This is a genomic window from Microcoleus sp. K4-B3, from assembly GCF_036704615.1.
Taxonomy (GTDB): domain Bacteria; phylum Cyanobacteriota; class Cyanobacteriia; order Cyanobacteriales; family Microcoleaceae; genus Microcoleus.
The window spans coordinates 43,638-65,843 of the sequence record NZ_JAUBSF010000011.1 but is presented as its reverse complement, the minus strand read 5'-3'; the positions used below and the strand labels follow the sequence as shown (position 1 = coordinate 65,843).

Sequence of the window (22,206 nt, the reverse complement as noted above, 5' to 3'; positions counted from 1 at the left end):
AGGAAGGGGGAATTATACCGTTAGACAAGACTTTTCGCCAGTTGTAATTCATCCTGGTTTTTTGTTGATAGTCAGATCGTCTAATTTTTGATAAGTAATACCAATTGGAAATAGTCTTGCTACAATTACCAATTTTATACAAATTATCTTTGATTTGCACAAACCCCCGCCGGACACGGCAGTGCCGTTTCCCTACAGATGCTCGTCTCTAATTGATATGTAGCAATATTTTTCATAATTAGTATAAGCTGTAGCTAGCGTTACAGATTAAGAGTGTAAATCCTAATTAAATATCTAAACCCGTGACTGCTAAATCTGGAGGATGTTCGACAACAAACTGATAATATAACTCTTGCTTTGCTTGCGGCGGCAGAGACATTATCCATTCTAGGAGTCCCATTTCACCTGCTACTATCTTCGGATTAGTGAGAGTCGATCGCACTTTAATTTGTTCATTGCGGCTGACTGGCAATTGCTCTTTTAGTGTCAGGTGTACCTGCACCTGATACAAGTTTGTCACATTTAAACGATAAGCGTAACTCATGCGCCGCTGCTGGCCGATCAGTTTTTTATCTACTTGTCTTTCCACTAATTCCCGCTCTATTTTTAACCGTTCATCTATTCCTAAATTAACTTTATATTCTTGCCCGGGGGAAACATTTTCTAACTGCACAGTACCGACAAAAGTATTGTCGCGAAAGATATTTGCTTTACCGGGAAGCAGAGTTGCGCCTGTCAGCGGATTCACAACAACTGCTTGCAAATAGGCAAAACTGACTAATCGCGGGACGGCTATATATTCAGGTTTAAACGGATAATTTTCGCTGAAAATAGTCACTTTGTGCGGTGTACCGTCGCTGGGAATATTAGTATTTCCCCCTACTTGAAATGAGACGGTGCCGCCTTCTTTAGATACTTGTGCGATCGCTGTTGTAGCGTCTATCGGTTCGGGTGCGCCAGCAGCACTGCCCATAGCCATCATTGGCAATGGTACGTCGTCTTCCATCTCTAATTCCATAAAGTCTATTGGCATTTCTGCTTTCTCAGTCTGTCGGCTCCGTTTCATTAAAAATTCTCGGGTTTGAGCAGATTTTGGGCGAACAATATCGATAAACCAGGGTTCGAGTTTTGGTGGCAAAGTTCCCATTCCGGGTTTTGCTGTAGATAAAGTCAGCGCTACTCCCGTCCAATCTTCGCCTGTATTTTGATTGACTTCAGCTAGGTAATTGAGATTAATTTGGTTGTTGGTAGTGTTTACTCGCAAGTCGTAAAGGGGAGTCCAACGGGCCCGCATGACTACATAGGAAACTTCTAGTTCAAAATTGCCGCTGCCGCTGGGTTCTATGGCAACAATGATATTAAAACTTTGCTGGGAATGGGGAGTGTGTACTTGCCACAACTGCTGCTGCAAAGCTTCTATTTGCTTGTCTATTTCGCGCTGCTGTCTTTCGTATTGAGCGATCGCACTTACGTATTTTAGGTAATTGGTTCCTAAAAAGTTCAGCAATTCCCCGGTTTCGTTTAAACCAATCTGCTGTTTGGCGATGCTGCTGGAAAAGAAACCGACGCTTTTGTCGCTTAAACCTTCGACAAATTTGAGTTGAATTTTGCGCGAGGCTAATTTGTCTTGTATGGCGCGTTTTTGGGTTTGTAACTCCTCGATTTGTTGGGTTAATTCGGCGGTGCGATCGTCCGCAGGTTCGCTGTTAAACACTGTTTCGCTGCGCACTCCCAGCAATCGCACTGCAACTGTACCCGCACCCGTGGCCCTGACTGACTCTGTTTCGAGGGTTGCGGGGAGAGAGGCGATCGCCAATTCTCGCTCGTTTCCCGTCAAAGCCACGGTGCTGCGGCGCGTCACCAGCGCGCGATCGGTGTAAACTGTAACTTCTGATATGCTACTATCTAGTGTTTTGATGGTATCAGAATTAAGGATTTCTGAGTCAGTCATTGCCAGTTGCTCCTATTTAAGAACCGTTTAGTCGATCGAGCATTGTTCAAAGTAGTTTATCGATCAATTTTCCCGATCGCCCATTCCTCTAGCAAACTCCTCAAGCGCATCCAAAGGTGAAGCAAACAAAATGCAGCGTTTGAGCAAAGACAAGTCTAACTCCGGCAGTATTTCACTGCTAGTAATGCGATCGTAACCTTCCTCTCGCAGATGGTAAAGCTCTAAAGTGCCGTCTTCCCAAAACCAGACTTCCGGGACTCCCATCAGTCGGTATTTCTGAAGCTTAATCGGGCTACCGCTAGTGATAACAATCTCAATACATAAATCTGGAACATCTTTAATACTTCCGAAACAATAAGACAAATCTGCCTGATACTCGACTCGATCTTCAACAATCTGACTATAAGTACCGCTGGCAAAAAATACAATTCTTCTTTGCAGAAAATACTGTCCCATTAGCAAGCCCATCAAACACCTAATCGCTTCATGCAACCTTCCAGTACCCACAATTTCTAAAACTCCATCGCAATAAAATAAGCGTACATTCGGCACGTCTTCAAAACCAGCTTGAATGGCCTTGAATTGATGCCATGTAAAACCGCGCCAAGTGAAACGTTGTTCGACTGCGGGAGAAGTGGTTGGATTGTCTACAGTTTGAAGCATGATTGTTTTATTGATGTTCAAAATGGTAGCGCGGGAGTGGGCGGGTTTACGAGTTTACGAAATCCTTATTTTTAGGAATTGATAATTGGTAAAACCAGCCCCTACGGTTAATTTTAGCCCACTGGCTCGATTCCTGCCAAATCCAAAATTTGAGGAATTAAATCTTCTCGTTTGACGGCCATCATGTGAACTCCTTGACAAATCTGCCGCGCTAGCTTGACTTGTTCGGCAGCAATTTTTATGCCTTCCTGCAATGGTTCTGGAGCTTTAGCCAAACGGTCGATCGTCTCTTGCGGAATATGAACTCCCGGCACGTATTTTTTTATAAATTCAGCATTTTTAGCTGACTTAAATAGAAAGATTCCTGCTAAAATGGGTTTGTTGCAGCCAGCAGCAATATTGTGCATAAACTTATCTAAAAGTTCAAAGTCTGTAATTAATTGACTTTGAAAAAATTGCGCTCCTGCTTCTAATTTTTTCTCAAATCGACTTTGCAAACCAGACAAACTGGGGCATTGCGGATCGACGGCAGCACCGACAAATAAATCGGTAACTCCGTCTGTTAAAGGTTTGTCATTCCAGTCTTGGCCGCCGTTCATTTTTTGAATAACTTGCAACAGCCGAACTGATTCCAAATCGAATACACTTTTTGCTTTAGGATGGTCGCCCGCTTTTACGGGATCGCCTGTAAGTGCTAATACATTGCGAATGCCTAAAGCGTGGGCTCCCATGAGATCCGCTTGCAAGCCAATTAGATTGCGATCGCGACAAGCAACTTGACAAATTGGCTCAATTCCGTGCTGCACTAAAATCGCCGAAACTGCTAGGGGGCACATTCGCAACACTGCGCGACTCCCGTCTGTGATATTAATTGCATGAACTCTGTTTTTGAGGCGTTCAGCCATTTGAATTGTGTGAGTTATGTCGCCGCCTTTTGGCGGGGCAACTTCGGCAGTAATTATAAATTCTCCGGGGGTGGTGCAGGCTGTGCGAAAACGGTTCATGATTATTTGTCTGTTATTGGTTATTTGTTATTTGAGAGTTGACAGTTGTTAGTTGACAGTTGACAGTTGGCAGTTGTTAGTGGGCAGTTGGCAGTTGTCATTCTTAACCAGTAACCAATAACAACTCACAACTAACAACTAAACAGGTAAAGAATAACCGAAAGCTGTCTTAACCTTAGTTAGTGTTTGATTAGCAATAGCTTCTGCTTGTTCTTTTCCGCGACGCAGTACAGACTCTAAATATCCCGGATCGTCCATTATTTCCTTGTATTTATCCTGAATTGGTTTGAGGGCATTAATTGTCGTCTCTGTCAGCAATGGTTTAAAATCTCCCCAACCCATATTTTCACACTCGGTTGCTACTTCTTCCTTAGATTTGCCGGAAAGCAGGAGATAAAGTGTCAGCAAATTTCTAGCTTCGGGGCGATCGGGGTCGTCAAAAGTCAAACCCCGCACGGCATCTGTTTTGCAGCGCTTGATTTTTTTGGCGATCGTATCTGGCGAATCCAATAAATTAATTCGACTTTGTTCGGAAGGGTCAGATTTCGACATTTTGCGCGTGCCGTCAGTCAAACTCATCACCCTCGCACCGTCAGTCCGAATTAACGGTTCGGGAAGTTTCAATACTGGCTTTTCGGGTGTCCCAAATTGGTGATTTAATCTGATGACTATATCGCGTGTGAGTTCCAAATGCTGTTTTTGGTCTTCTCCCACTGGCACTTTGTCGGCATCGTAAAGCAAAATATCTGCTGCCATTAACACGGGATAATTTAGCAAACCGGCGTTGACATTTTCGCCTTGTTTAACTGCTTTTTCTTTAAACTGAATCATATCTTCGAGCCAGTTAATCGGCGTAATACAGTTGAGCAGCCATGCTAGTTCTGTGTGCGCCGAGACGTGGGATTGCACGAAAATAGTAGAATATTCTAAGTCGATGCCGCAAGCTAAATAGAGTGCGGCGATCGTGTAAGTGTCGGAGGCTAGAGTTGCTGGATTGTGCGGTGCGGTAATTGCGTGCAAATCGACTACGCAGAAGTAATTTTCGTACTGACTTTGACCTTCTACCCAGTTGCGAATGGCACCGAGATAATTGCCGAGGTGAAGATTGCCGGTTGGCTGAACTCCCGAAAGAACGCGCTGTTTGCCCATGAGGAAAGAATAGAATTGAACTCACATTTCTATATTGACACGTTATTTCAATTTCAGAGCCTCTAATTTTCTGGCGGTTGACTGTTGACTGTTGACAACTGACAACTGACAACTGACAACTGACTAATTACCAATCTGTGAGCAACCTTGCTTTCCGAAAAACAAATGTCAGAACAGTTTCTTCGCCGGTAATAATATCGGCTCTGCCCTCCATTCCCGATTGAATGGAATACTGGCGGGGGACGTTGGCTTGGGGGGTTCCGAAGAATTGGCCGCTGGTAGATTTGAGTTTCGTTAAATAAGTTTGTTCGGGCTTAATGGCTACTTCGTAATAAGCTGTACCTAAATTATTAGTGGGATTTTGAGTGGCGATCGCATCTGGGGCGATTTCGCTGACTGTTCCTTTTAATGTACCGTAATCGGGGAAAGGCAAAGCCGAAATCCTGATCTGTACGGGTTGGCCGATTTGGATGCGGGCGATGTCTTGGGATGTCACCTTGGCTTTGACTACCAGGGGTACGTCGCTGGGGACGATTTGGGCGATCGCACTGCCGGCTTGTACGGTTTGACCAGTATTTCGTACTTCCAATCTGAGAATTGTACCATCAGCGGGCGCGCGGATTACGCTATTTTCTAGTTTTAAGTCAATTTGATTTAGTTCTTTTTTAGCTTGAATTAATTGTTGTTGAAGAGACGATCGCTTGACGAGCAAAACCCGCCGACTTCTGCCCAGTCTTTCGGCGACATCGGGCAGCGATGTGGCGATTTTTACTAAAGCTGATTCGATTAATTCCTGTTGGGCGGAACTTTCTGTTTGGATGCTTTTAAATTGGGCGCTGGCCAAAATTTGATTTTCTAAGTCGCGCAGTTGCTGGTTGATTTGCTGTGCTGCTGTTTGAGACTGATTAATTATTTCTTGTAACTGCTTTTTTTGAGCGCCCAAACGCGAAGCGTCTACAACTGCGATCGCATCTCCTTCTTTTACTGTCTGATTCTCGCTGACAGCAATGCTTTCGACGGTTCCTTCGGTTGCTGCTTGCACGACGCGCACTTCTCCGGCTGGACGGACGATCGCGTCTGCTTTGACTGTAGCGCTGTATTTGGTGACGCTAGCGAGGGCGATCGCCCCGCCAAAGGTCGCCACCATCAAAATGCCCCCCAAAGTCGTCCAGCGGCTGACAGGGGGCAAAAACTGGTCGTTATCAAAGGTTTCAGCGGGTGTGGCTTCGGGAGTGAGAGACATGGCGGCAAGGGGGAGAGGGGAATAGTTTTGAGTTTTGAGTTTTGAGTTGGGGGGGAGGGAGAGATTGATCGCTTATTTCTTTTGTCACCTTTACGATCGGCTTTCCGGAAACCAAGAATAGGTTTAGAAGTCTAAATCAAAATTCACAGGGTCAATGTAAAAATCCGCACAGCTTTGCCGTCTCTACCCACAAACTTCGCCAAACATCAACAGGAGTGAAGCCAGCGGGCAAGACTTATGAAATTATGGCTTTTCAGCAATAAGTTTTGGGGCTGTTACCGGGTTTTTCATATATCCGTAGGTAGTAAGTAAGTACATAGGTACTAATAGGAGTTCTTTATGTTAGACAATCAACAACATTCACTCTTCACCGAACTAACCGATGGAGAATCTGCTACTGTCAGCGGCGGCAGCATTACCAGCGGTGTCACCGGCGCTAACAGCAGCAGCGAGACCGATAACAGCAGCAGCGATAGCCTCAATATGCTGTTTTTCCTGCCACCGCCTAGCCAGCTTTATCTGTACGATCCTCGCCGCGATCGCCCTTACAAAACCCTTGTGGTTTAGATAGCTGAGTCAGGTTGTGCGATCGAGTAAATTTTGAAAATTTATCCGTAATATTCCGGAGGTCGCACAGCACTAGCAGAAGTATTAGTCAGTATTTACACGAAGCTCTAGAAATTAGATAAAATTTCTAGTTTTCCTTCAATTTTATTAAGTTAAACGGAGTCCAATCATGAAAGAAACAAAGGACAATTCACTGTTTGCTGAACTCACTTCTGAAGAATCAGCTAGCGTCAACGGCGGTTACTATTATTCTAATCGATATAACTGTTACCGTCCGACCCGTCACGTCGTGTACCGCCGGAATTGCGACGGCTCCTTCAGAGTAGTGTACCGCTACTGGTAAAGTTGAGTGCTGTCTATTCAGCTCGATTGATACGAATCAATAAAGCACCCATAAGTTTATGGGTGCTTTGTTGTGTCCATTGCCTCAGTCATACAGCATAAATTGCTGAACTTTCGGGGTCGCATGAAATTTTGCTTACTTGTGGTTTGTAAGTTTTAAAACATCTTTCAAATTTAGATATTTTTTCATTTTTTTAGTCTACCTAACTAATAAGCTGAAAGCGAATTAATTTCGATATAAACTCATCTATAAACCGAGAATAGCTATTGATATCAAATCCGGTAGCATCGGAATTAATATTACCCACAGTCAGGACACGGCAGTGCCGTCTCCCTACCCCGATTAATTGTAGGGACTTAGGCCAAGCCGTGTCCTCTATATCATGTCGCTTGACTTTATTTTGAGCGAGATGGCAATGACCAACTCTTCACCTCACCCAAAGTCACCGGCATCAGAAGCACCACATCAAGGGTAAAGCGGAAGACTTTGCGCGCCCGACGACTACTGTCCGGGTCGAAGAACTCAAGCTTGACATCCCAACAGTCGCTGTCTCGGCGACAGAACGGGCTTTTTTAGACGTTAATGGTATCGAGTTGACGACCCTGGATCGCCCGAGTAAAGGTCGAAGTCGCTTGGAAGATGTTGGTGGCGGCGAAGTTGAGGGCGCGAAGTCTGCCCCAAATTATGTAAGTCGCGATCGACGTGATTTAGGAAAGGAGTTAAGGATTCGCGCATTATATCGTTTCTGGTAGCATCGGAATGATACCGAGGACACGGCACTGCCGTGTCCCTACCCCGATTAATTGTAGGGACACGGCACTGCCGTGTCCTGACTGTGGGTAATATTAATTCCGATGCTACCGGAGTTGATATTAGACATCTCTATATTAGAATAAAATTCTAAAAATAGAGTGTTGCGAAACTTCGTTGAAACTAGGGACAATAATCGACAATTAATTTATCATATTTAGTCTAGGAGAGCTTTCCGGGTCGAAAAGTAGGGACACGGCACTGCCGTGTCCCTACACTTCATCTTATTGCTTCATATCAATTCCGGCTGCACCGGAATGATATAGAGGACACGGCAGTGCCGTTTCCCTACAATTGATCGTGGTAGGGACACGGCACTGCCGTGTCCTCCGTTTATATCATTCCGATGCTAACGGAATTGATATCAGTTATCCAAACTGCCAAATTGCCAACTCTCCACCCACATTTAACTGTGCATTATCACCGAAAGTGAACTTTCTTTCCTGATGAGCTTGAGCCTTCATCGTGCAAACAACCTTGCGAATTCGATAACTTGGAGCAACTTTCTGAGATACTTGTAAAGTAAAACCATGAGAACGATAGGTAGTAATATCTCCTACGCAAGATGAGTCATAGCCAAAGACTCGAAGTAGTAATGATAGTTCCTCGTGTTCCGCTAAAGTCAATTCTAGATGAACTTCTGAAATGTCGTCAAATAAAGAAGTTTCGGAAGTAGCAAGGTTTTTGAGATAAGCAGCACGGTCAAAGCAACCAGCACTGGTAAGCTTGATGTTTTTATAGTCTAAATAATCCTGATGAAATTCCATCAACCACGCACTGAAGGCTTCTCTCTCTGATTTGAGCGCCAAATAATGAAACCAGGGCACTTTTCCATCTTCGGTTTGACGAACTTGCAAACCAGAAAACGTTTCTTGGGCTACTAAGGATTTTAGCTTTTCATCTACAATATCAATCTGTCCTGCTTGTTTACTATTGAAACCAATACCCGAAAAACCTTCCCTAAACCCTTCCGCACCCCCGGGAGCAAAAAGCTCAAGATAGCTATGTTTTCCCCTGAGATAAGTTCCCGCCCAACTCTCTTTATCAGTTTCTACGGTATCTCTGGATATTGTGCAGAATTCTTGGCTGATGAACTCTGATTTGGCGATCGACTCTAGCGTTTCTGTGTCGAGAGTAACATATAAATGGTTAAATTCTATTCCCATGTTTTTACTGATTGAGCTTTAGCAATACAAATTGTGGAACAGACAAGATGCCTGTTCATAAAAACTGTTTAACTTAAGTCGCGCCAAGGTATTATATCATGTCCGATCGATTGACCATAATATCCCGGCCGGGCGGGTTTTTGAGATTGGAGATTGTTGGCAGATATTGTTGGTGAACCCGCCCCTACCTGATTTCGGGTAATCGACCGGACATGATATTACAGCATATTCCATGTAAATGTAGATCGCGAGAAACCGGGTTTCGAGCAACAGAATCAGTAATGATGCGAGAACTGTAAAGAAACCCGGTTTCTGGGGTGTACTTAATAAACCTGGAATAGGCTGTCTATCGTTTCCGGTTGGATGGGAACGATCGAGTCAAGGTCAATAATTCCACATTCCCCGACTCCCCACTCCCCACTCCCCATCCCGAACGGTGTTACCGAAATTGATATGAGTCCGTCACCGGTGCGTTCAACTCACTTTAGCAGGGATTGACCAGCTCCTCACCTCACCCAAAGTCACCGGCATCAGAAGCACCACATCAAGGGTAAAGCGGAAGACCTTGCGCCCCCGACGACTACTGTCTGGGTCGTAGAACTCAAGCTTGACATCCCAACAGTCACTGTTGATGCGACAGAACGGGCTTTTTTCGACGTTAATGGTGTCGAGTTGACGACCCTCGACGATCGCCCGAGCAAAGGTGACAGCGGCTTGGAAGATGTTGGTGGCAGCGAAGTTGAGGGCGCGATCGCGCGAAGTCTGCCCCACATTGCGAAGATCGTTGTAGACTCGGTTGAGGAAGGCTGTCAGAGCCTGTCGCACGAGGGGTTCTTGGGCTTCGTCCACCTGACGAGAGATTGCCGCCATCGCCGCGTTCACCAGGGTATTGACTTTCCAGCCGTACATTCCCCGCGGGTAAGGTACCGTCACTACAGGCACAACCTCACCGGAGGAGAGTTCCACCGTGCGGTTGGTGCGTCGGGCGGGTATGCTGATCCGCTCGACAAATTCATCGCTCGCTTCTGGCTCGAGTTGCCCCGCCAACATCAGCACAAACATCTCGTAGACCTCCCCGTCCGTTGACTCTAGGGCATATATCGTGTCTCCATCGAGGTTCAAGGTCCAGATCAGGGAACGGCCTTCATCTGGATTGCGATCGAGGTGCTCGACCATCTGGCGAGCATCGTAGGGGTCTGCCGGCACCATGATGCCGTTTACTTCGGCGGGAGCCATCTGTTGTTTGAAAGTGTCGCGGCGGGTTTCATCCCCAAAGTCGTAGCCGATCGTCCCTAGGGCGTAAACGTTGCCAGAGTAGGCGGTGCTGGCTTCGACAGTGCCTGTGTCTGCGGGAGTCGCGGCGGCGGTGACGGTTTCCTCGGCAGGAGTGGCGGGCAAGACAGCAGGCATCGCTGCACTGGCAACAACCTCTTGGGTACTGGGGGGAGCATGACTCGCGACGGGGGCGGCATAGCCTGCCCGTTCGGTGCGAATCACTCGATCGCCCGCGAAGGAAATGGTGAGGGAGGGTTGCCCAAACAGCACTCTCATTGCGCCCGGGATATTGACAAAGCCGCGCAGACAGCGTTCTGGTTTTTCTGCGTCGCAGGGAATCGCGGTATTGAGCAGTGCTATTCGGACGGCTTCGGCATCAATGGGTTTACCCTCTTGCAGTTGCAAACTCATCAGCAGCGCAGAAATACCCGTGATTACGGGAGCTGCCATGCTGCTTCCTGTTACGCGCACGGGTTTTTCGGTGCAGGGTTGCGCCCCTAGAATATCTTCACCCGGAGCAAGGATACCTTCTTGTGTGTTGTTGCCGCCCCAGTTGCTAAAGTCGCACGGCGTACCATCGACTTTTGCCGCTCCCACTGCCAAAATTCCCGGCAGCACGGCAGGCAGACACCAGGATTTGTTGAAATTGTTCCCTACAGGCGCGACGATCAAGATATTGTTGTCTTGACATTTTTTAATCGCTTGGAGAAGGAGCTCTTCCCCTTCACTTGTTTGGGTGGGGCGACAAAAAGCGCAGTGGATAATATTTGCACCCAATTCTAAGGCTAAATCAAAAGCGCGGGCGAGGTTGAGGGGTGACAGTATATCGTCATAATTCCCTAGGGGTGACTGTATCTCGTCACGGTTTGCTAGGGCATCGTGGGGCATATTGATTACCCGGCATTTGGGAGCCACGCCGAAAACAGGGCTATGCTCTTGACCGACGATTGTACTCGTGACGTGGCAGGCATGGTCGTTGATTTCAACGCGCGTCTTGACATTTTCTGGTAAGGCAGCGTCGATCGCGGCTTGTTTCTCTTTACCCTTGAGCCCCTTATCTCTGATTGCTTGGAAGGCGGCATAATGTTCTGGGCTGATTGGATCTGCTGGTTCGTGCCAGTAGGGAAAAACCTTGGAGACTTGAGCTCCGGCAAAACAGGATAATGTGTAATCTGGGTCGCCGTCTAAAATTACAATCGTGATGCGGGGGTCGCCGAGGGTTTGGTTGTGGAGTTCAGCGAGTCCGGGGATGCGATCGTCGAGGTCATGGGGGTGGAGTGCCACCGATAGTTTGGTTGCAGAAGTTTCAACTTCGCTGGCTGAAATCCCCGCCGACTCCCTTTCACCCTCAGCGACACTGGATGAATCTGGAGTCTGGGAGAGCATATCTGAAGGAGCCAAGTCAACAGCCTCAGCCCCAGTTTCCTCAACTTGCGCTGAGGTATTTTCAGGACTTTCCCACACCTCAGCCGGCGGAATTTTTGCCACTAGCCCAACTGACTCAAGCTGATTTCCCAATACTTCTGTCTCAGTAGACTCAGATTCAGCCTCAACTCCACCAAATTCAATCTCACTAGCTGAGACCATAGCCTCAGTCAACCCTTCCGCGTCATCAACCTCAATTGACTCCAACCCACTTGCTTCGACATTGCGGTTAGGCAACGAGCCAATCACAAACTCTCCGACAGCCGACTCTTCCACATAGTCTAGACCCGTTGCCCGACCAAAAGCATCGCTATCCCCACCCCCCACTGCACAGGCAGCCAGACCCATATTGGTTGCCACCAAGTAAAAGTTTTGCTGTAGCACCCCAACGTGCTTAAGCACCAAGGCATAACCGACAGAGCGATAGCGACGAAAGAGGCGACCAAATCGCGCTGTAATTACCAGAAGGACTTGTGGTGTTCCCAAACCTACTGGGAGGTTGTTAACAACGTTATAGCCTGACAGAGCAATGATATTGCCTTCTGCCCCAATAATCTGCTCGAGTTGATGGTTCAATGGGTCGTAGTGATACAGCCCTGTGTCCAACCCTTCACATCGTCGCACCACCGGATAAATCTCTAGCTCATACATCGCTCCACCGTTAGGGTACGACCGACGGCTCAACTCGCCATAGTCAATATCTGCTTTAAAATCTAGTTGCTCTCGCCAATTCTTACCTAATAACTCTTCTATGCCAAGTAATTCCTTAACACGGGCAGTGCGATAGAGTAGTTCGCTTAGTTGCTCGATCGAGATCGGATGGTTATCGTCAAATTGTCGAACCGATTTTCGTGCTTCGATCGCTTCCGTGAGCGTGGCATCGTTATACATCAATGCTCCCAGGTTCGGACGCGGCAGTGGCACAATCCTGTCGCTCATGGGCGGCTTCACCACTGGGAAATCCGACCACTGGTCAATGTCATTGTCTAGGGCTGGGTAGTCATGGCGACCGTTGCGACTGCGGCTGTGAAACAGCAGGTTATGAAAGTCCCAAAGCTGGAGCGAGGGAGGTTCACGGTCAGCCGTCAGAAACCCCGCTGCCCACAGCAACTTGAGGAACTGATAGGCGGTTTCTGGTCCGAGGTAGGGCGGTGGCGTCAGTGTTGCTAAGGTTTGGGGCTGGGCGAGTTGAGCCAGCAGCGCACTTGCTCGCCAGTCGAGGAGCTTGACCCGAAACTTGGAGAGGGGGGACTCCAGCACCATAGTGCCTTCGTAGGGATGTTGGTAGGCAAAGCGGGAGAGGCCCAGACGGGTTTGTGTCCAGTAGGGTTCGGTCAGATTCAATTCGGCAGATTCCACCATCGGAACCGCCACTGCCAGCGGCAACACAGCGTAACTCAACCAACCCCGCTCATCCAATTGTTGTAGCGTCAGTGCAAACTGTTCCCCGGCTGCCCGACCATCAACTTCGGCTAACCCTTGCACGAGAGATGCGGTGGTGGTGTTGCCTGCCTTGAGACGATCGAGAGCAATACCGGTTCCGGGCGTTGTGGCAAGGGTTAGCAAAGCGGTCGGATCGGATTCTGCCGAGTGCAGGGTGTAGTAGTCTTCGGCGCTTTTGACTTGGACAAAAGGGTTGAGGGAAACAGCGAAAGGGTGATTGCTCATGGCGATGGACAATTACAAAACACAATTAGGTGGGTTAGTCGATGACAGCAGAGTGTTTGCTACAGATGATTGACGGGGAGACTAGGGGAGATGGTGACGGGAGATTGATATGTAGCGTTCTTTTTTGGATTTCATATTACTGTTTGATTCTGACAAAATCACAACCCTGAAATTGATCGGTTATTCTAAGTTTCGATCTCGTCGTCAAAGTCATTTTCAAGAAAAATCAAAATCCCGGATGCGGTTGACATTCGTCACGTTTATTGTAGTAGAAACAAAAATTTTCTAATCGACTGTTCTCTAACTCTAGCTCTGTAACAGCCACAGCAGCACTTGTGATACAACTTTGACTTTGACAAAAATCATAGACTCTATCACCTAAACTGTTAAATGAAAAATATTTTGGTATGTCTTTGACGTTGTGGAAGTAAAACCATAAGACTGGCGTTGCATAGGCTTTAGAGAAGGATGCCATGAGGAAATGTGATCCCCTAAGAATAGAATTCACTTTCTGTGAACAATATTTTTGCACGTAGGGTGTGAGATACTTTCCTCTGTTTCCTAATGCTCCAGGCTGTGCTGGAGCACAAGGAAATAATTCCACATGACTACGACCATCAAAAAAAAGTTCAAAACCGATGACCATCGTATCTCTAATCAGAACCTGTGTTAATTCATCTGAGTAGTAACCACCATCAAGAGCGATCGCTGTCCTTGCTAATTCTTCAGGATCTTCCTCGTCTTCGTCGATATGGATGTACAGCATCACACTGGAATCTTCAAGCTTTGAACCCAAGTGAATGCCAATAGTGTTATTCATAATTTTGCGGGAGCTAATATGTGCTGCTGCAAACTGCTCAAACGATTCACGATTAATACGTACACCCAACCGATTCTCGATTTTATCCAAGAACTTAAACGCATAGGTTAGCGATTTTGGCCAAGTCTTTCCAAAATCATTACAAACCTCAAAACGCCCTGCTAGCAGTCGGCTACCTTCGACTTTACAAGAGGATTCAATACCACAGGGACCTTCGATCTCAAGAATAGCCTCTTCAAACAGAGGGAGAGGGAATGTTGGCTCGACATCAAAAGCCTCTTGATGAGTTCGGACAAACTGAAGACGGCGGTCTTTGAGATGATTCTGTTTAAGCATAGAAGTTAGGGTCATCATCTTAGTAAGGTAGATCGCAGCACGATCATTTTTGTTGCTAATCTCAATAGAGTGCCTAAATAAGTCGCTGCTAATATTTACAGCTATGTTAAGGAATTTTAATGTAGAGTGTGTTGTCGCACAGCGCAACGCACCGTCAACAATTCAAGGTGCGTTAGCCTACGGCATAACACACCCTACGGCTAATTTATATTTCTTTATATACATTTTTATATACATTGAATTTTTCTCGCCGCCTTAACTTAAGTCTAACAAAAAGTACGGATTGCCTTTTTACCAAAAAATATGTGAGGCAAGTTAATCGCCATTGGGATTCACCGGATGGCGATTAACCTTTTATTTCTCACGCCGCTACAACGCTTCGGCGTTTAGCGAGAGTCTGCTGGGAGGTGTAAGATGAAGACGAGGTAGATGAAGAAAGCTCACAAAACTCAGGATAAAGTAAAGTTTCGATCGCAACTCGACATCTTTAACCTCGTCAACAACGTACAGCCTAGGAAATCACTGCGATGGCAACTAGAGGTTCACTGCCGTGCCACTAAAGTGACTAAAGTGAGCTAGGCTATATATCCTTAATCGAAGGCGCAGATACTAATACTGGCAGATGCTTCCGCACCATCGAAGGCGCAGATACTAATACTGGCAGATGCTTCCGCACCATTACCACCGAGAGCTTCTTCAGAGAGTTCAGCCAAGTAGCTGGGGAGTTTACCAGTGGTGCTCCGCATCACGGGTTTGCCTTGTTGGGGCAGAATGTTCTTCTTATCCATGAGTAATTTCCTCATTTTGTTGTTTGGTTTGTTGACCCGTTGAGGTGGGTCAATCCTCTTCTTCGTTGGGAAGAAGCCTAGTAGGGCGACATCTGTTATGTAGCGGAGCCTGTCGCCCGCAAACTTTAAAAAGACTTAAAACGGTATATTCGTGGGGTTCATCTCTGCCTCAGCCAGGGGCACGGTTCGCCACCCCAACTTCACAGGCACGTCATAAAGCCGGCCTGGACCCAACCGCGACCAAAAGGTTCGCATTCCCGGTATAATCACTTTGACCACGTTCAAGCCGATGTCCGGTCGCGTCTGGTCTAACACCAGAGTTTCTAAACCTGCTGCTTGGGCAATCCCCACACAGGTCATCACATCTGTGTAGATGTCATCACTCCAGCGCTTGGGGTAATCATTGGCTGTTTTCAGCGGCTGTGATGCATCTGGGACTAAACAAGGATGACTTTCTCGAGTCACTCCTAACAGCCAGTCTTTCGACTCACCCTTGAGCTGCTCGTCGGGAATTTTGTCCAGCTCTAGCCCAACTTGGCTCACCTCAGTGAGGCTGCGAAGAATGGCAATCTTCGGGTCGAGGTGCGCCCCAAAACCAATAGCTATCCGCTCTGTTCCCACTGTGCGATACGATAAGCCCGCAAACGCCGGAATCCCTAAGTCAGCAGTCAAATCCAGCACCCATAGTTCCCGGTTCAGTTCCCGGTAGAACTGCTGCAACTGAACAAAATACGGCTCATCAAAGCTACTGAGATCCACCCCCGGACGGCTGAGGCGGTTGTACCACCACAAAGCTACACTGTCGCGCTCCACCAGTTCCATGAACCCTTGCAATATTGCCTCTTCCAGGGTGTTGCCCGCTGCGTTACCGTTGGAATCCGCCTTACAGAAGCGATAAGCTTCCGGCAGGGTGTAGTGGTAGTAGCAAAAGGCAGTGGGTAGATATTTGTGCGTCTGTGCGGTCAACGACCACACCGGAGTCCAGTCAATCGCTTGACTTGCATCAAACCGATGGGGAATCCAGCGATAGGCTGCCTCTGTACCCTGAGCGTTCAGGGCTTCCCGATTGGCATACTGCTCATCGCTAAAGTACAAACACTGTTCTGGATGAATCGCCAAGTCTCCCAATTCCGCCAAGGCTGCCCGTTTACGAGGTTCGTCCCCCTGAAAGATGCCCGAATAGCGTTCCACTGCCTCACAGAAACCACTCGCCCGCGATTGGCTATCGGTCTTGCCTTTGCCAGAACTCTTGTAGTTTAGGGTATTGCGTAGCCCCCGCAAGGAGGCGGGGCTGCCGAAGCTATGCCCCGCCCGGTAGGTATGTACCAACGGATTAGTTGGATCGGAGACTCGCACCAGTTCCGTTACCACTCCCGTTACGGGGCCGAGCAAGTGCTGGTATTTTTGCAAGGTCTGTTCTGGGGTAGTGGCACGGTGTCCACCATCGTGGGTGAAGTGCTTGCGGCGCGATTCTAGCTTGAGCGGTTCAAACCCCTGCCGTTGCATAATTTCTCGGTCGCCACAGGTCGGACATTGCGGCCGCTTAATCAAGATATGGCTTTTCAAGTCCAGAATTGTCTGGTTGAAGGTGATAACCTTGCCGTCCAGGGTGGGGAAGCGTGCCGTTCCCGGGGCAGTGGCATTGACGTGTTGCTTGACAATCCACTTGGCAATCTCAGTCGCGGCAAACTGTAACCCCGTTTGCAGGGTCGAAGGCAGCGTCGCCCGTGCTGTGGGCAAGCAGCCTAATACACTGCCGTTTTGACCATTGCGCTCTTGCTGGGCTTGTTTTTGCCGCAATACCGACGACTCAACTTCGCGGTTGCCCCCCAGCCGATGGGCAAGACAGCCCCAACACCCCGTCTCTCCTGGAACAAACACTGGACCCAACCAGAGGACACTGCCCACCGGCTTGACGAGCAGCCAAGTTTGTTGGCGCTCCAGAGCCTGCTTGTTGATGGTGGCTAGTTCCGGCTGCAAATAGTCATCGGTCAAAACGATGTTGAGCGCCGCTGAGGAATCCGCGTCTGCGGGGTTTTGCACCGGAATGCCCATGTCCCGCAGGGCTGTTGCGAGGGCAGCAACCGTGACTTCACTGATGTTATCGCCCACCGTTGTCAGCGTGACCGGCTGCTGTAGCCCCTGGGCCGCCACAGGGGGTGCAATCCCTAACTCGCTCCAAAATGCCGCCACTTCCGGGGATAGACCCGGCGCCACCTCGGTGAGGTAGCCTTTCTCTGCGAGGCGATCGAGCACATAGTCAATGTGTTCCGCCGGGACTGCCCCATCAAATTTTTCGACAATCTGCTCCCGGGTGTGTTGCCCATTCAGCAGAGGCACGATTTGGCAGTAGAGTTGCCCGCTGAGGGCGTAGTTGCTCTGTTCAGCAAGGAGGTAGACTTGGTTTGGCTCGATCGCCTCGACATGAAAGTGCGGCTTAATTTGGAGCAGTGTGGTGGATTGCATAGAGCGAACAGTCAGTCATTAAGTGGACGATAACAAGACAGGCTAGGGATTAGGACCAGATGCGGCCCCGGCGGAAGGGTTTAGGGTGTCTCTTTGACTTCTTGGCTTGCTTCTTGGCGTAGTCGCACCAGTAGGAATAATCTTGCAGCCCGGTCTGGGAATCAGGAACGTAAGACTTTTTCTGTTCTGGGGGGGAGGAGACTTCCGAGGGTGTTACTTCTGTAGTCTCCTTAGCCACCGTTTCCTTGTTCTCATTAGCCATAGTTTCCTTAGTTTCGTTGGGTGTTTGGGGTGTTTGGAGAGTTTGCGGTTGCTGGGGAGCCAAAACCCCCTCTAGCTTGAGGTAGTCGATCCGGTGTGCCCCATCTCTCGACCCACCAGCAGTGGTCAGGGTCAGGGTATGTTGCCCAGCGCTGAGGGCTGGCAAGGGAATCTGGGTTTGGGTTGGCTTGCCTGACCCGACCCCGACGAGTTCGGTCACTGGGTCACCATCAACCCAGAGGGTGTCAACCTGAGAGCCAAAAAAGTTGTAAAAGAGCGTAAGTTCGCCTGTGCTGTAGCTTTGGGCAAGGGTGAATTGGATATTCAGTTTGTCGGTGGAAAAAAGCTGCTTTCCTTTGCTCTGCGGTTTGGTCTTGCGACCGGGAACTACGAGCAACGATGGCATCTGGGGCTGGTTAATCGGGTCTCGATCTGACCCAACAACGTAGGTAAATTCCTCTTGCCAGCCGCCTACCTGCGAAAACTCCTGACCTCCTTTACCAGCTTGACCAATTTGCCATAGGGTTTCAGTTTGCTGAGGCATCGTGATTAGGGGCTTATCAGTGGCTCGTTAATAAAATCGTCCCATGCCCCCAAAGCCACCCCAGCCCTGGCTGGCTGCACTCTGGCTGGCACTAGAGTGCATCACTTGGTTGAAACTGCGGTTGGCATAGGCTGAAGGATCGTTATAGTTAGCGCCATGGAGCAGATCCATCCGAATATGGATCAAATCCTCGGTAAGACCATCTTCCACATCCACGCACAGCGCAGGCTGGATGAAATGAGGCCGTTTGACGGGGGGAGACAATACAGGAAGTCGCATGGTTCAGGATTCTCCGTATGGATAGGGTGAACAAATCTAGATGTCTTGGCGAGAGTGCATTTTGTTGTGCCACTCTCACCCCAATTGTATTCCCCTTTAATACGGTGAAGACCAAGAACGAACTTCGCCCAACGTGACCGGAATCAGATCGCTGACATCAATGGTGAAGCGGAAAACCTTCTTGGCACGGCGGCTGTTTTCAGGGTCGAAGAACTTCAACTTCACATCCCAGCAGTCGCTATCCATGCGACAGAAGGGACTTTTCTCAACAGTAATGCTGTCGAGTTCCATGCCGACGGCAACCGCTTCGCTGAAGGTTTGGGCGGCTTGGAAGGCGTTGGTGACGGAGAAGTTGAGGGCGCGGTCTTGGGAGGTGGTTCCTAAGTTGCGGAGGTCGTAGTAGATGCGGTTGAGGAAGCCATCTAAGGTGTTGCGGATGCGGTCTTCATCAGCAGTGCCGTCTTCAGCTTGAACCGCTGCCATCGCCGCTCTCACCAAGCTGTTGACTTTCCAACCGTAGATGCCGCGGGTGCTTTGGGGTTCAATTACCGGGATAACTTGACCGGAGAAGAGCTTGACTTTGCGCCCGGTCAAGATGCCCGGTATGCTGACGCGCTCAACGTATTCGGCATCGTTTTCGGGTTGGATTTGACCGGATAGCAGTTCGTGGAGAGCGCGGTAGGACTCGGCGCCGAAGGGACCGGTGGGGTCGATCGCATAGACCGGAGTCAGTTCAATGTTCAGCGTCCAAATGAGCGATCGCGCCTCAGAAATATTGTTGTCCAGGTAGTCCACCATCTGCCGCGCGTCGTAGGGGTTCGCTGGCACCATCACCCCTCCCCCTATGTCAAACGGTGGCATCAGTTGCTTGAACGAGTCCCGGCGGGCTTCGGTTCCGAAGTCGTAGCCGAGGGTTCCTAGGGCATAAACAATCTGACCGAGATCCGGAAGTTCGCTGGGGGCTTGGCTGGCGGTGACGGAGTTAGCAGTTATGTTGGGCATCATTGGTGGTTGTTGGGTTACAGATGTAGGAAACGATTGCATCAAGTTGTGCAAGTTAGGGGTGTTGCTAGGGACAGCCTCAGCCGCTCCTGGCTTGGCGGCAGCAGCAACCAAGCTAGGAGCCGGTTGCCCTTGATTAGCCATCGCTTCACTGGCGTTAGTTAAGCCGCCATCACAACCGCAGCCTGCGGCTTCTACTCCTGATGCACCCACCGATGCGAAATTCTCAGCCATATTTCCTCCTTTTAATAACGTTATGGCTCCAGAGATGTTCAGTCTGCCCGCCAGACACCGACGGGTTTCTTCTGGCAAGTCAGGGTCGCAGGGTAAGGCACTCTGCAACAACACTTGACGAATTTTTTGGGGGTCGGGGGTTTCTCCCTGCTCCCGCTGAAGACTCAGCAGCACGGCTGCTACACCTGAGACAATCGGAGTGGCGAAGCTCGTACCGCTAAGGCGATCGGTGCCACCGCCCGGTTTAGCTCCCAGGATGTCCTTGCCTGGGGCAAGGATGCCCTGGTCTTTGTAGGCTTCGCCCCAGTTGCTAAAGTCCAGGGGTTTGCCATTAGCATCCATCGCCCCGACCGCTAGCACAGAGGGCAAGGCAGCGGGTACGTGCAAGCAATCGCAACTATTGTTGCCAGCCGCAGCGACGAGCAAGACGTTGTTCTCTCGGCACAGACGAACGGCATTCTGTAGCCAGCCATCGGCCTCGCCATAGTCGGTTAGTTGACCCCCACTGAGGTTGATCACGTGGGCGCCGGCATTGACTGCTTGCTCGATCCCCCTAGCCAAATCTAGTTGGGAAGTCTTGAGGCGATCGTCGGCGAAGACTGGCACAATTATTCCCTTGCATTGGGGAGCTATCCCCTCCACCGGACTGCCCGGTTGCCCAAAGATAATGCTGGCAACGTGGGTTCCGTGGGTGGACATACTGCCACCGATCTGGGCATCCGCTTTAACCAAGGTGGGCAGATACGTCAAGTCTGCGCCTTGAAAGCAAGGATGATTTTGGTCAACAGGACCATCCAAAACGGCAATACAAATACTACTATCTCCCTGGGAGAGCGTACTTAATGTATCTAGCATTTAAACGTATTTATTCCAAACAGTAATCAGCATAGAGTAGTTTTTTTACACCTATTGATAGCTGCGTTTTCACCTTCAATATGAGGTATGACAAGCAGGCTGCTTGAAGTTTAGTCTTTGAAAAAAGGCGATCGGGGTAGTTTTTAAACCCTAAGAATTACTCGTTGTAGTGCTGCACAATCTTAATGCTTGCCAGATGAGCGAACTGATGATGACCGGGGATCGCCGATCTGGCAAGCTGCTGGTTGTGTAGCGCTATACTAAAATCTTGAAAGTAATAAAAACATACTGAGCAGAGTTTATGCAAGTGTTTCTACACATTTCTTATTATTTGGATAAAGTTTGTACTGGTATCGTGCCTTCATCCTGTTAAGCTGAGCTGTTATTTATTTGGTATTACAGGTTGGTCTGCATAAACAAAAACCATGTATATAAGGCAAAGGCATAGCGTTACAGACCTGAAGATTCACTTGGTCTGCGTAACAAAATATTTATGCAAGTGGTGCTACACATTTTCTTTATTATTTATTTAGATAAAATTTTTCCTGTTTCGTGCCTTCATCCTGTTAAACTTAGTTAGTATTTATTTGGTATTACAGGTTGGTCTGCATAAACGAAAACCATGTATAGAAGGGAAAGGCATAGCGTTACAGACTTGAGGATTCACTTGGTCTGCGTAACAAAATATCGAAAGCCCGTATTCACGGACGATGGGCTGGATTTGGTCGAAAAATCTTTCCGAGAAGTAGCTCGACAGATGAATTTTCAGATATTAGAATTCAACGGCGAATGCGATCGCGTTCACGCACTGATTGAATACCCGCCCAAGCTGTCTGTTTCACAAATAGTAAACGCACTCAAATGCGTATCTAGTCGCCGTTACGGACAAGCTGGATACAAGAAGCCCCACCCAGAATCTTTGTGGAGTCCCAGTTACTTTACCGTTTCTGTGGGAGGCGCACCAATTGAAGTTTTGAAGCAGTACATCAAAGACGAAAATCGCCTTAGAAGGGCGAGGCTTGAATCCCGTTAATTTCCATCATTGCAAACCAGATAAAGTTTGAAGCCAAAAAACCAATCTACAGAAGTCTTTCCTCTGGCTGCAATCCGTTTGAAGAGTTTGTGCTGTTGAATGCGGGGGTTGTGGCAAAAACACACCTGCCTGCGATCGCCTATTTTTAGGAGACAAAGAGGCAAGAAAACACGCCCTAGTTCTTCCCCGATCTCGAACTCATTTTTTGTTTAAGTTCCGTTAATTCAGTTAGAGAACTGTGAAGAAAGCGATCGCCCATAATTTTATGGGTGCTTTTTGCTGATTGGCCAGGCGGCGGTGGGTATTGTTCTTTAGGCTCTACTC

16 protein-coding genes and 2 pseudogenes are annotated in these 22,206 nt (G+C 48.5%); 3 read left to right on the top strand and 15 right to left on the bottom strand.

The window, feature by feature from the left end:
- Positions 1-286: 286 nt before the first annotated feature.
- The 5 genes from QUA78_RS07950 to QUA78_RS07930 form a co-directional block, all read right to left on the bottom strand.
- Positions 287-1,951: a mucoidy inhibitor MuiA family protein gene (locus QUA78_RS07950; protein ID WP_333300189.1), complete on the bottom strand. Its 1,665-nt coding sequence runs from the start codon at positions 1,949-1,951 to the stop codon at positions 287-289.
- 63 nt (positions 1,952-2,014) lie between these two features.
- A complete protein-coding gene (locus tag QUA78_RS07945; RefSeq protein WP_333300187.1) occupies positions 2,015-2,614 on the bottom strand; it encodes a Uma2 family endonuclease in 600 nt (199 codons plus the stop codon).
- A 113-nt stretch (positions 2,615-2,727) separates the two neighbouring features.
- Positions 2,728-3,618, bottom strand: coding sequence for a methylenetetrahydrofolate reductase (locus QUA78_RS07940; protein WP_333300186.1), 891 nt, complete (start codon positions 3,616-3,618; stop codon positions 2,728-2,730).
- Between the two features lie 138 nt (positions 3,619-3,756).
- Positions 3,757-4,767 (bottom strand): tryptophan--tRNA ligase, encoded by a 1,011-nt coding sequence (trpS, locus tag QUA78_RS07935; protein WP_333300184.1) that lies wholly within the window; start codon positions 4,765-4,767, stop codon positions 3,757-3,759.
- A 127-nt stretch (positions 4,768-4,894) separates the two neighbouring features.
- Positions 4,895-6,010 (bottom strand): HlyD family efflux transporter periplasmic adaptor subunit, encoded by a 1,116-nt coding sequence (locus tag QUA78_RS07930; RefSeq protein ID WP_333300182.1) that lies wholly within the window; start codon positions 6,008-6,010, stop codon positions 4,895-4,897.
- Between the two features lie 339 nt (positions 6,011-6,349).
- On the opposite strand from QUA78_RS07930, the gene QUA78_RS07925 reads away from it, so the two are divergent.
- Positions 6,350-6,577 carry a secretion protein HlyD gene (locus QUA78_RS07925; protein WP_333300181.1) on the top strand — a complete coding sequence of 76 codons (228 nt, stop codon included), beginning with the start codon at positions 6,350-6,352 and terminating at the stop codon, positions 6,575-6,577.
- 169 nt (positions 6,578-6,746) lie between these two features.
- The gene (locus QUA78_RS07920; RefSeq protein ID WP_333300180.1) at positions 6,747-6,920 is read left to right on the top strand and encodes a hypothetical protein; all 174 of its coding nucleotides are present in this window, start codon (positions 6,747-6,749) and stop codon (positions 6,918-6,920) included.
- 395 nt (positions 6,921-7,315) lie between these two features.
- On the opposite strand, the pseudogene QUA78_RS07915 reads toward QUA78_RS07920, so the two are convergent.
- From QUA78_RS07915 to QUA78_RS07875, 9 genes and pseudogenes are all read right to left on the bottom strand, one after another.
- Positions 7,316-7,661, bottom strand: a pseudogene (locus QUA78_RS07915) (cyanobactin maturation protease PatG family protein); the annotation flags it as partial.
- A gap of 437 nt (positions 7,662-8,098) precedes the next feature.
- Entirely contained in the window at positions 8,099-8,896 is a 798-nt protein-coding gene (locus QUA78_RS07910) for a DUF5829 family protein (protein WP_333300178.1), read from the bottom strand.
- 474 nt (positions 8,897-9,370) lie between these two features.
- Positions 9,371-13,264 carry a PatA/PatG family cyanobactin maturation protease gene (locus QUA78_RS07905; protein ID WP_333300176.1) on the bottom strand — a complete coding sequence of 1,298 codons (3,894 nt, stop codon included), beginning with the start codon at positions 13,262-13,264 and terminating at the stop codon, positions 9,371-9,373.
- 226 nt (positions 13,265-13,490) lie between these two features.
- Entirely contained in the window at positions 13,491-14,438 is a 948-nt protein-coding gene (locus QUA78_RS07900) for a LynF/TruF/PatF family peptide O-prenyltransferase (protein WP_333300174.1), read from the bottom strand.
- A gap of 572 nt (positions 14,439-15,010) precedes the next feature.
- Positions 15,011-15,208 (bottom strand): microcyclamide/patellamide family RiPP, encoded by a 198-nt coding sequence (locus tag QUA78_RS07895; RefSeq protein ID WP_333300172.1) that lies wholly within the window; start codon positions 15,206-15,208, stop codon positions 15,011-15,013.
- 135 nt (positions 15,209-15,343) lie between these two features.
- Complete coding sequence (locus QUA78_RS07890; protein ID WP_333300170.1) at positions 15,344-17,674, bottom strand: TOMM precursor leader peptide-binding protein; 2,331 nt, start codon at positions 17,672-17,674, stop codon at positions 15,344-15,346.
- Between the two features lie 49 nt (positions 17,675-17,723).
- Positions 17,724-18,479, bottom strand: a complete 756-nt coding sequence (locus tag QUA78_RS07885) for a cyanobactin biosynthesis PatC/TenC/TruC family protein (RefSeq protein WP_333300168.1) — start codon at positions 18,477-18,479, stop codon at positions 17,724-17,726.
- 27 nt (positions 18,480-18,506) lie between these two features.
- Entirely contained in the window at positions 18,507-18,758 is a 252-nt protein-coding gene (locus QUA78_RS07880) for a cyanobactin biosynthesis system PatB/AcyB/McaB family protein (RefSeq protein ID WP_333300166.1), read from the bottom strand.
- A 96-nt stretch (positions 18,759-18,854) separates the two neighbouring features.
- On the bottom strand, positions 18,855-20,849 hold the full coding sequence (locus tag QUA78_RS07875; protein WP_333300165.1) for a PatA/PatG family cyanobactin maturation protease: 1,995 nt from the start codon (positions 20,847-20,849) through the stop codon (positions 18,855-18,857).
- 622 nt (positions 20,850-21,471) lie between these two features.
- Between QUA78_RS07875 and tnpA the strand changes: the two genes are divergently transcribed.
- On the top strand, positions 21,472-21,882 hold the full coding sequence (gene tnpA, locus QUA78_RS07870; RefSeq protein ID WP_333300163.1) for an IS200/IS605 family transposase: 411 nt from the start codon (positions 21,472-21,474) through the stop codon (positions 21,880-21,882).
- A gap of 8 nt (positions 21,883-21,890) precedes the next feature.
- On the opposite strand, the pseudogene QUA78_RS07865 reads toward tnpA, so the two are convergent.
- Positions 21,891-22,046: pseudogene (locus QUA78_RS07865) on the bottom strand (transposase); the annotation flags it as partial.
- Positions 22,047-22,206 lie beyond the last annotated feature (160 nt).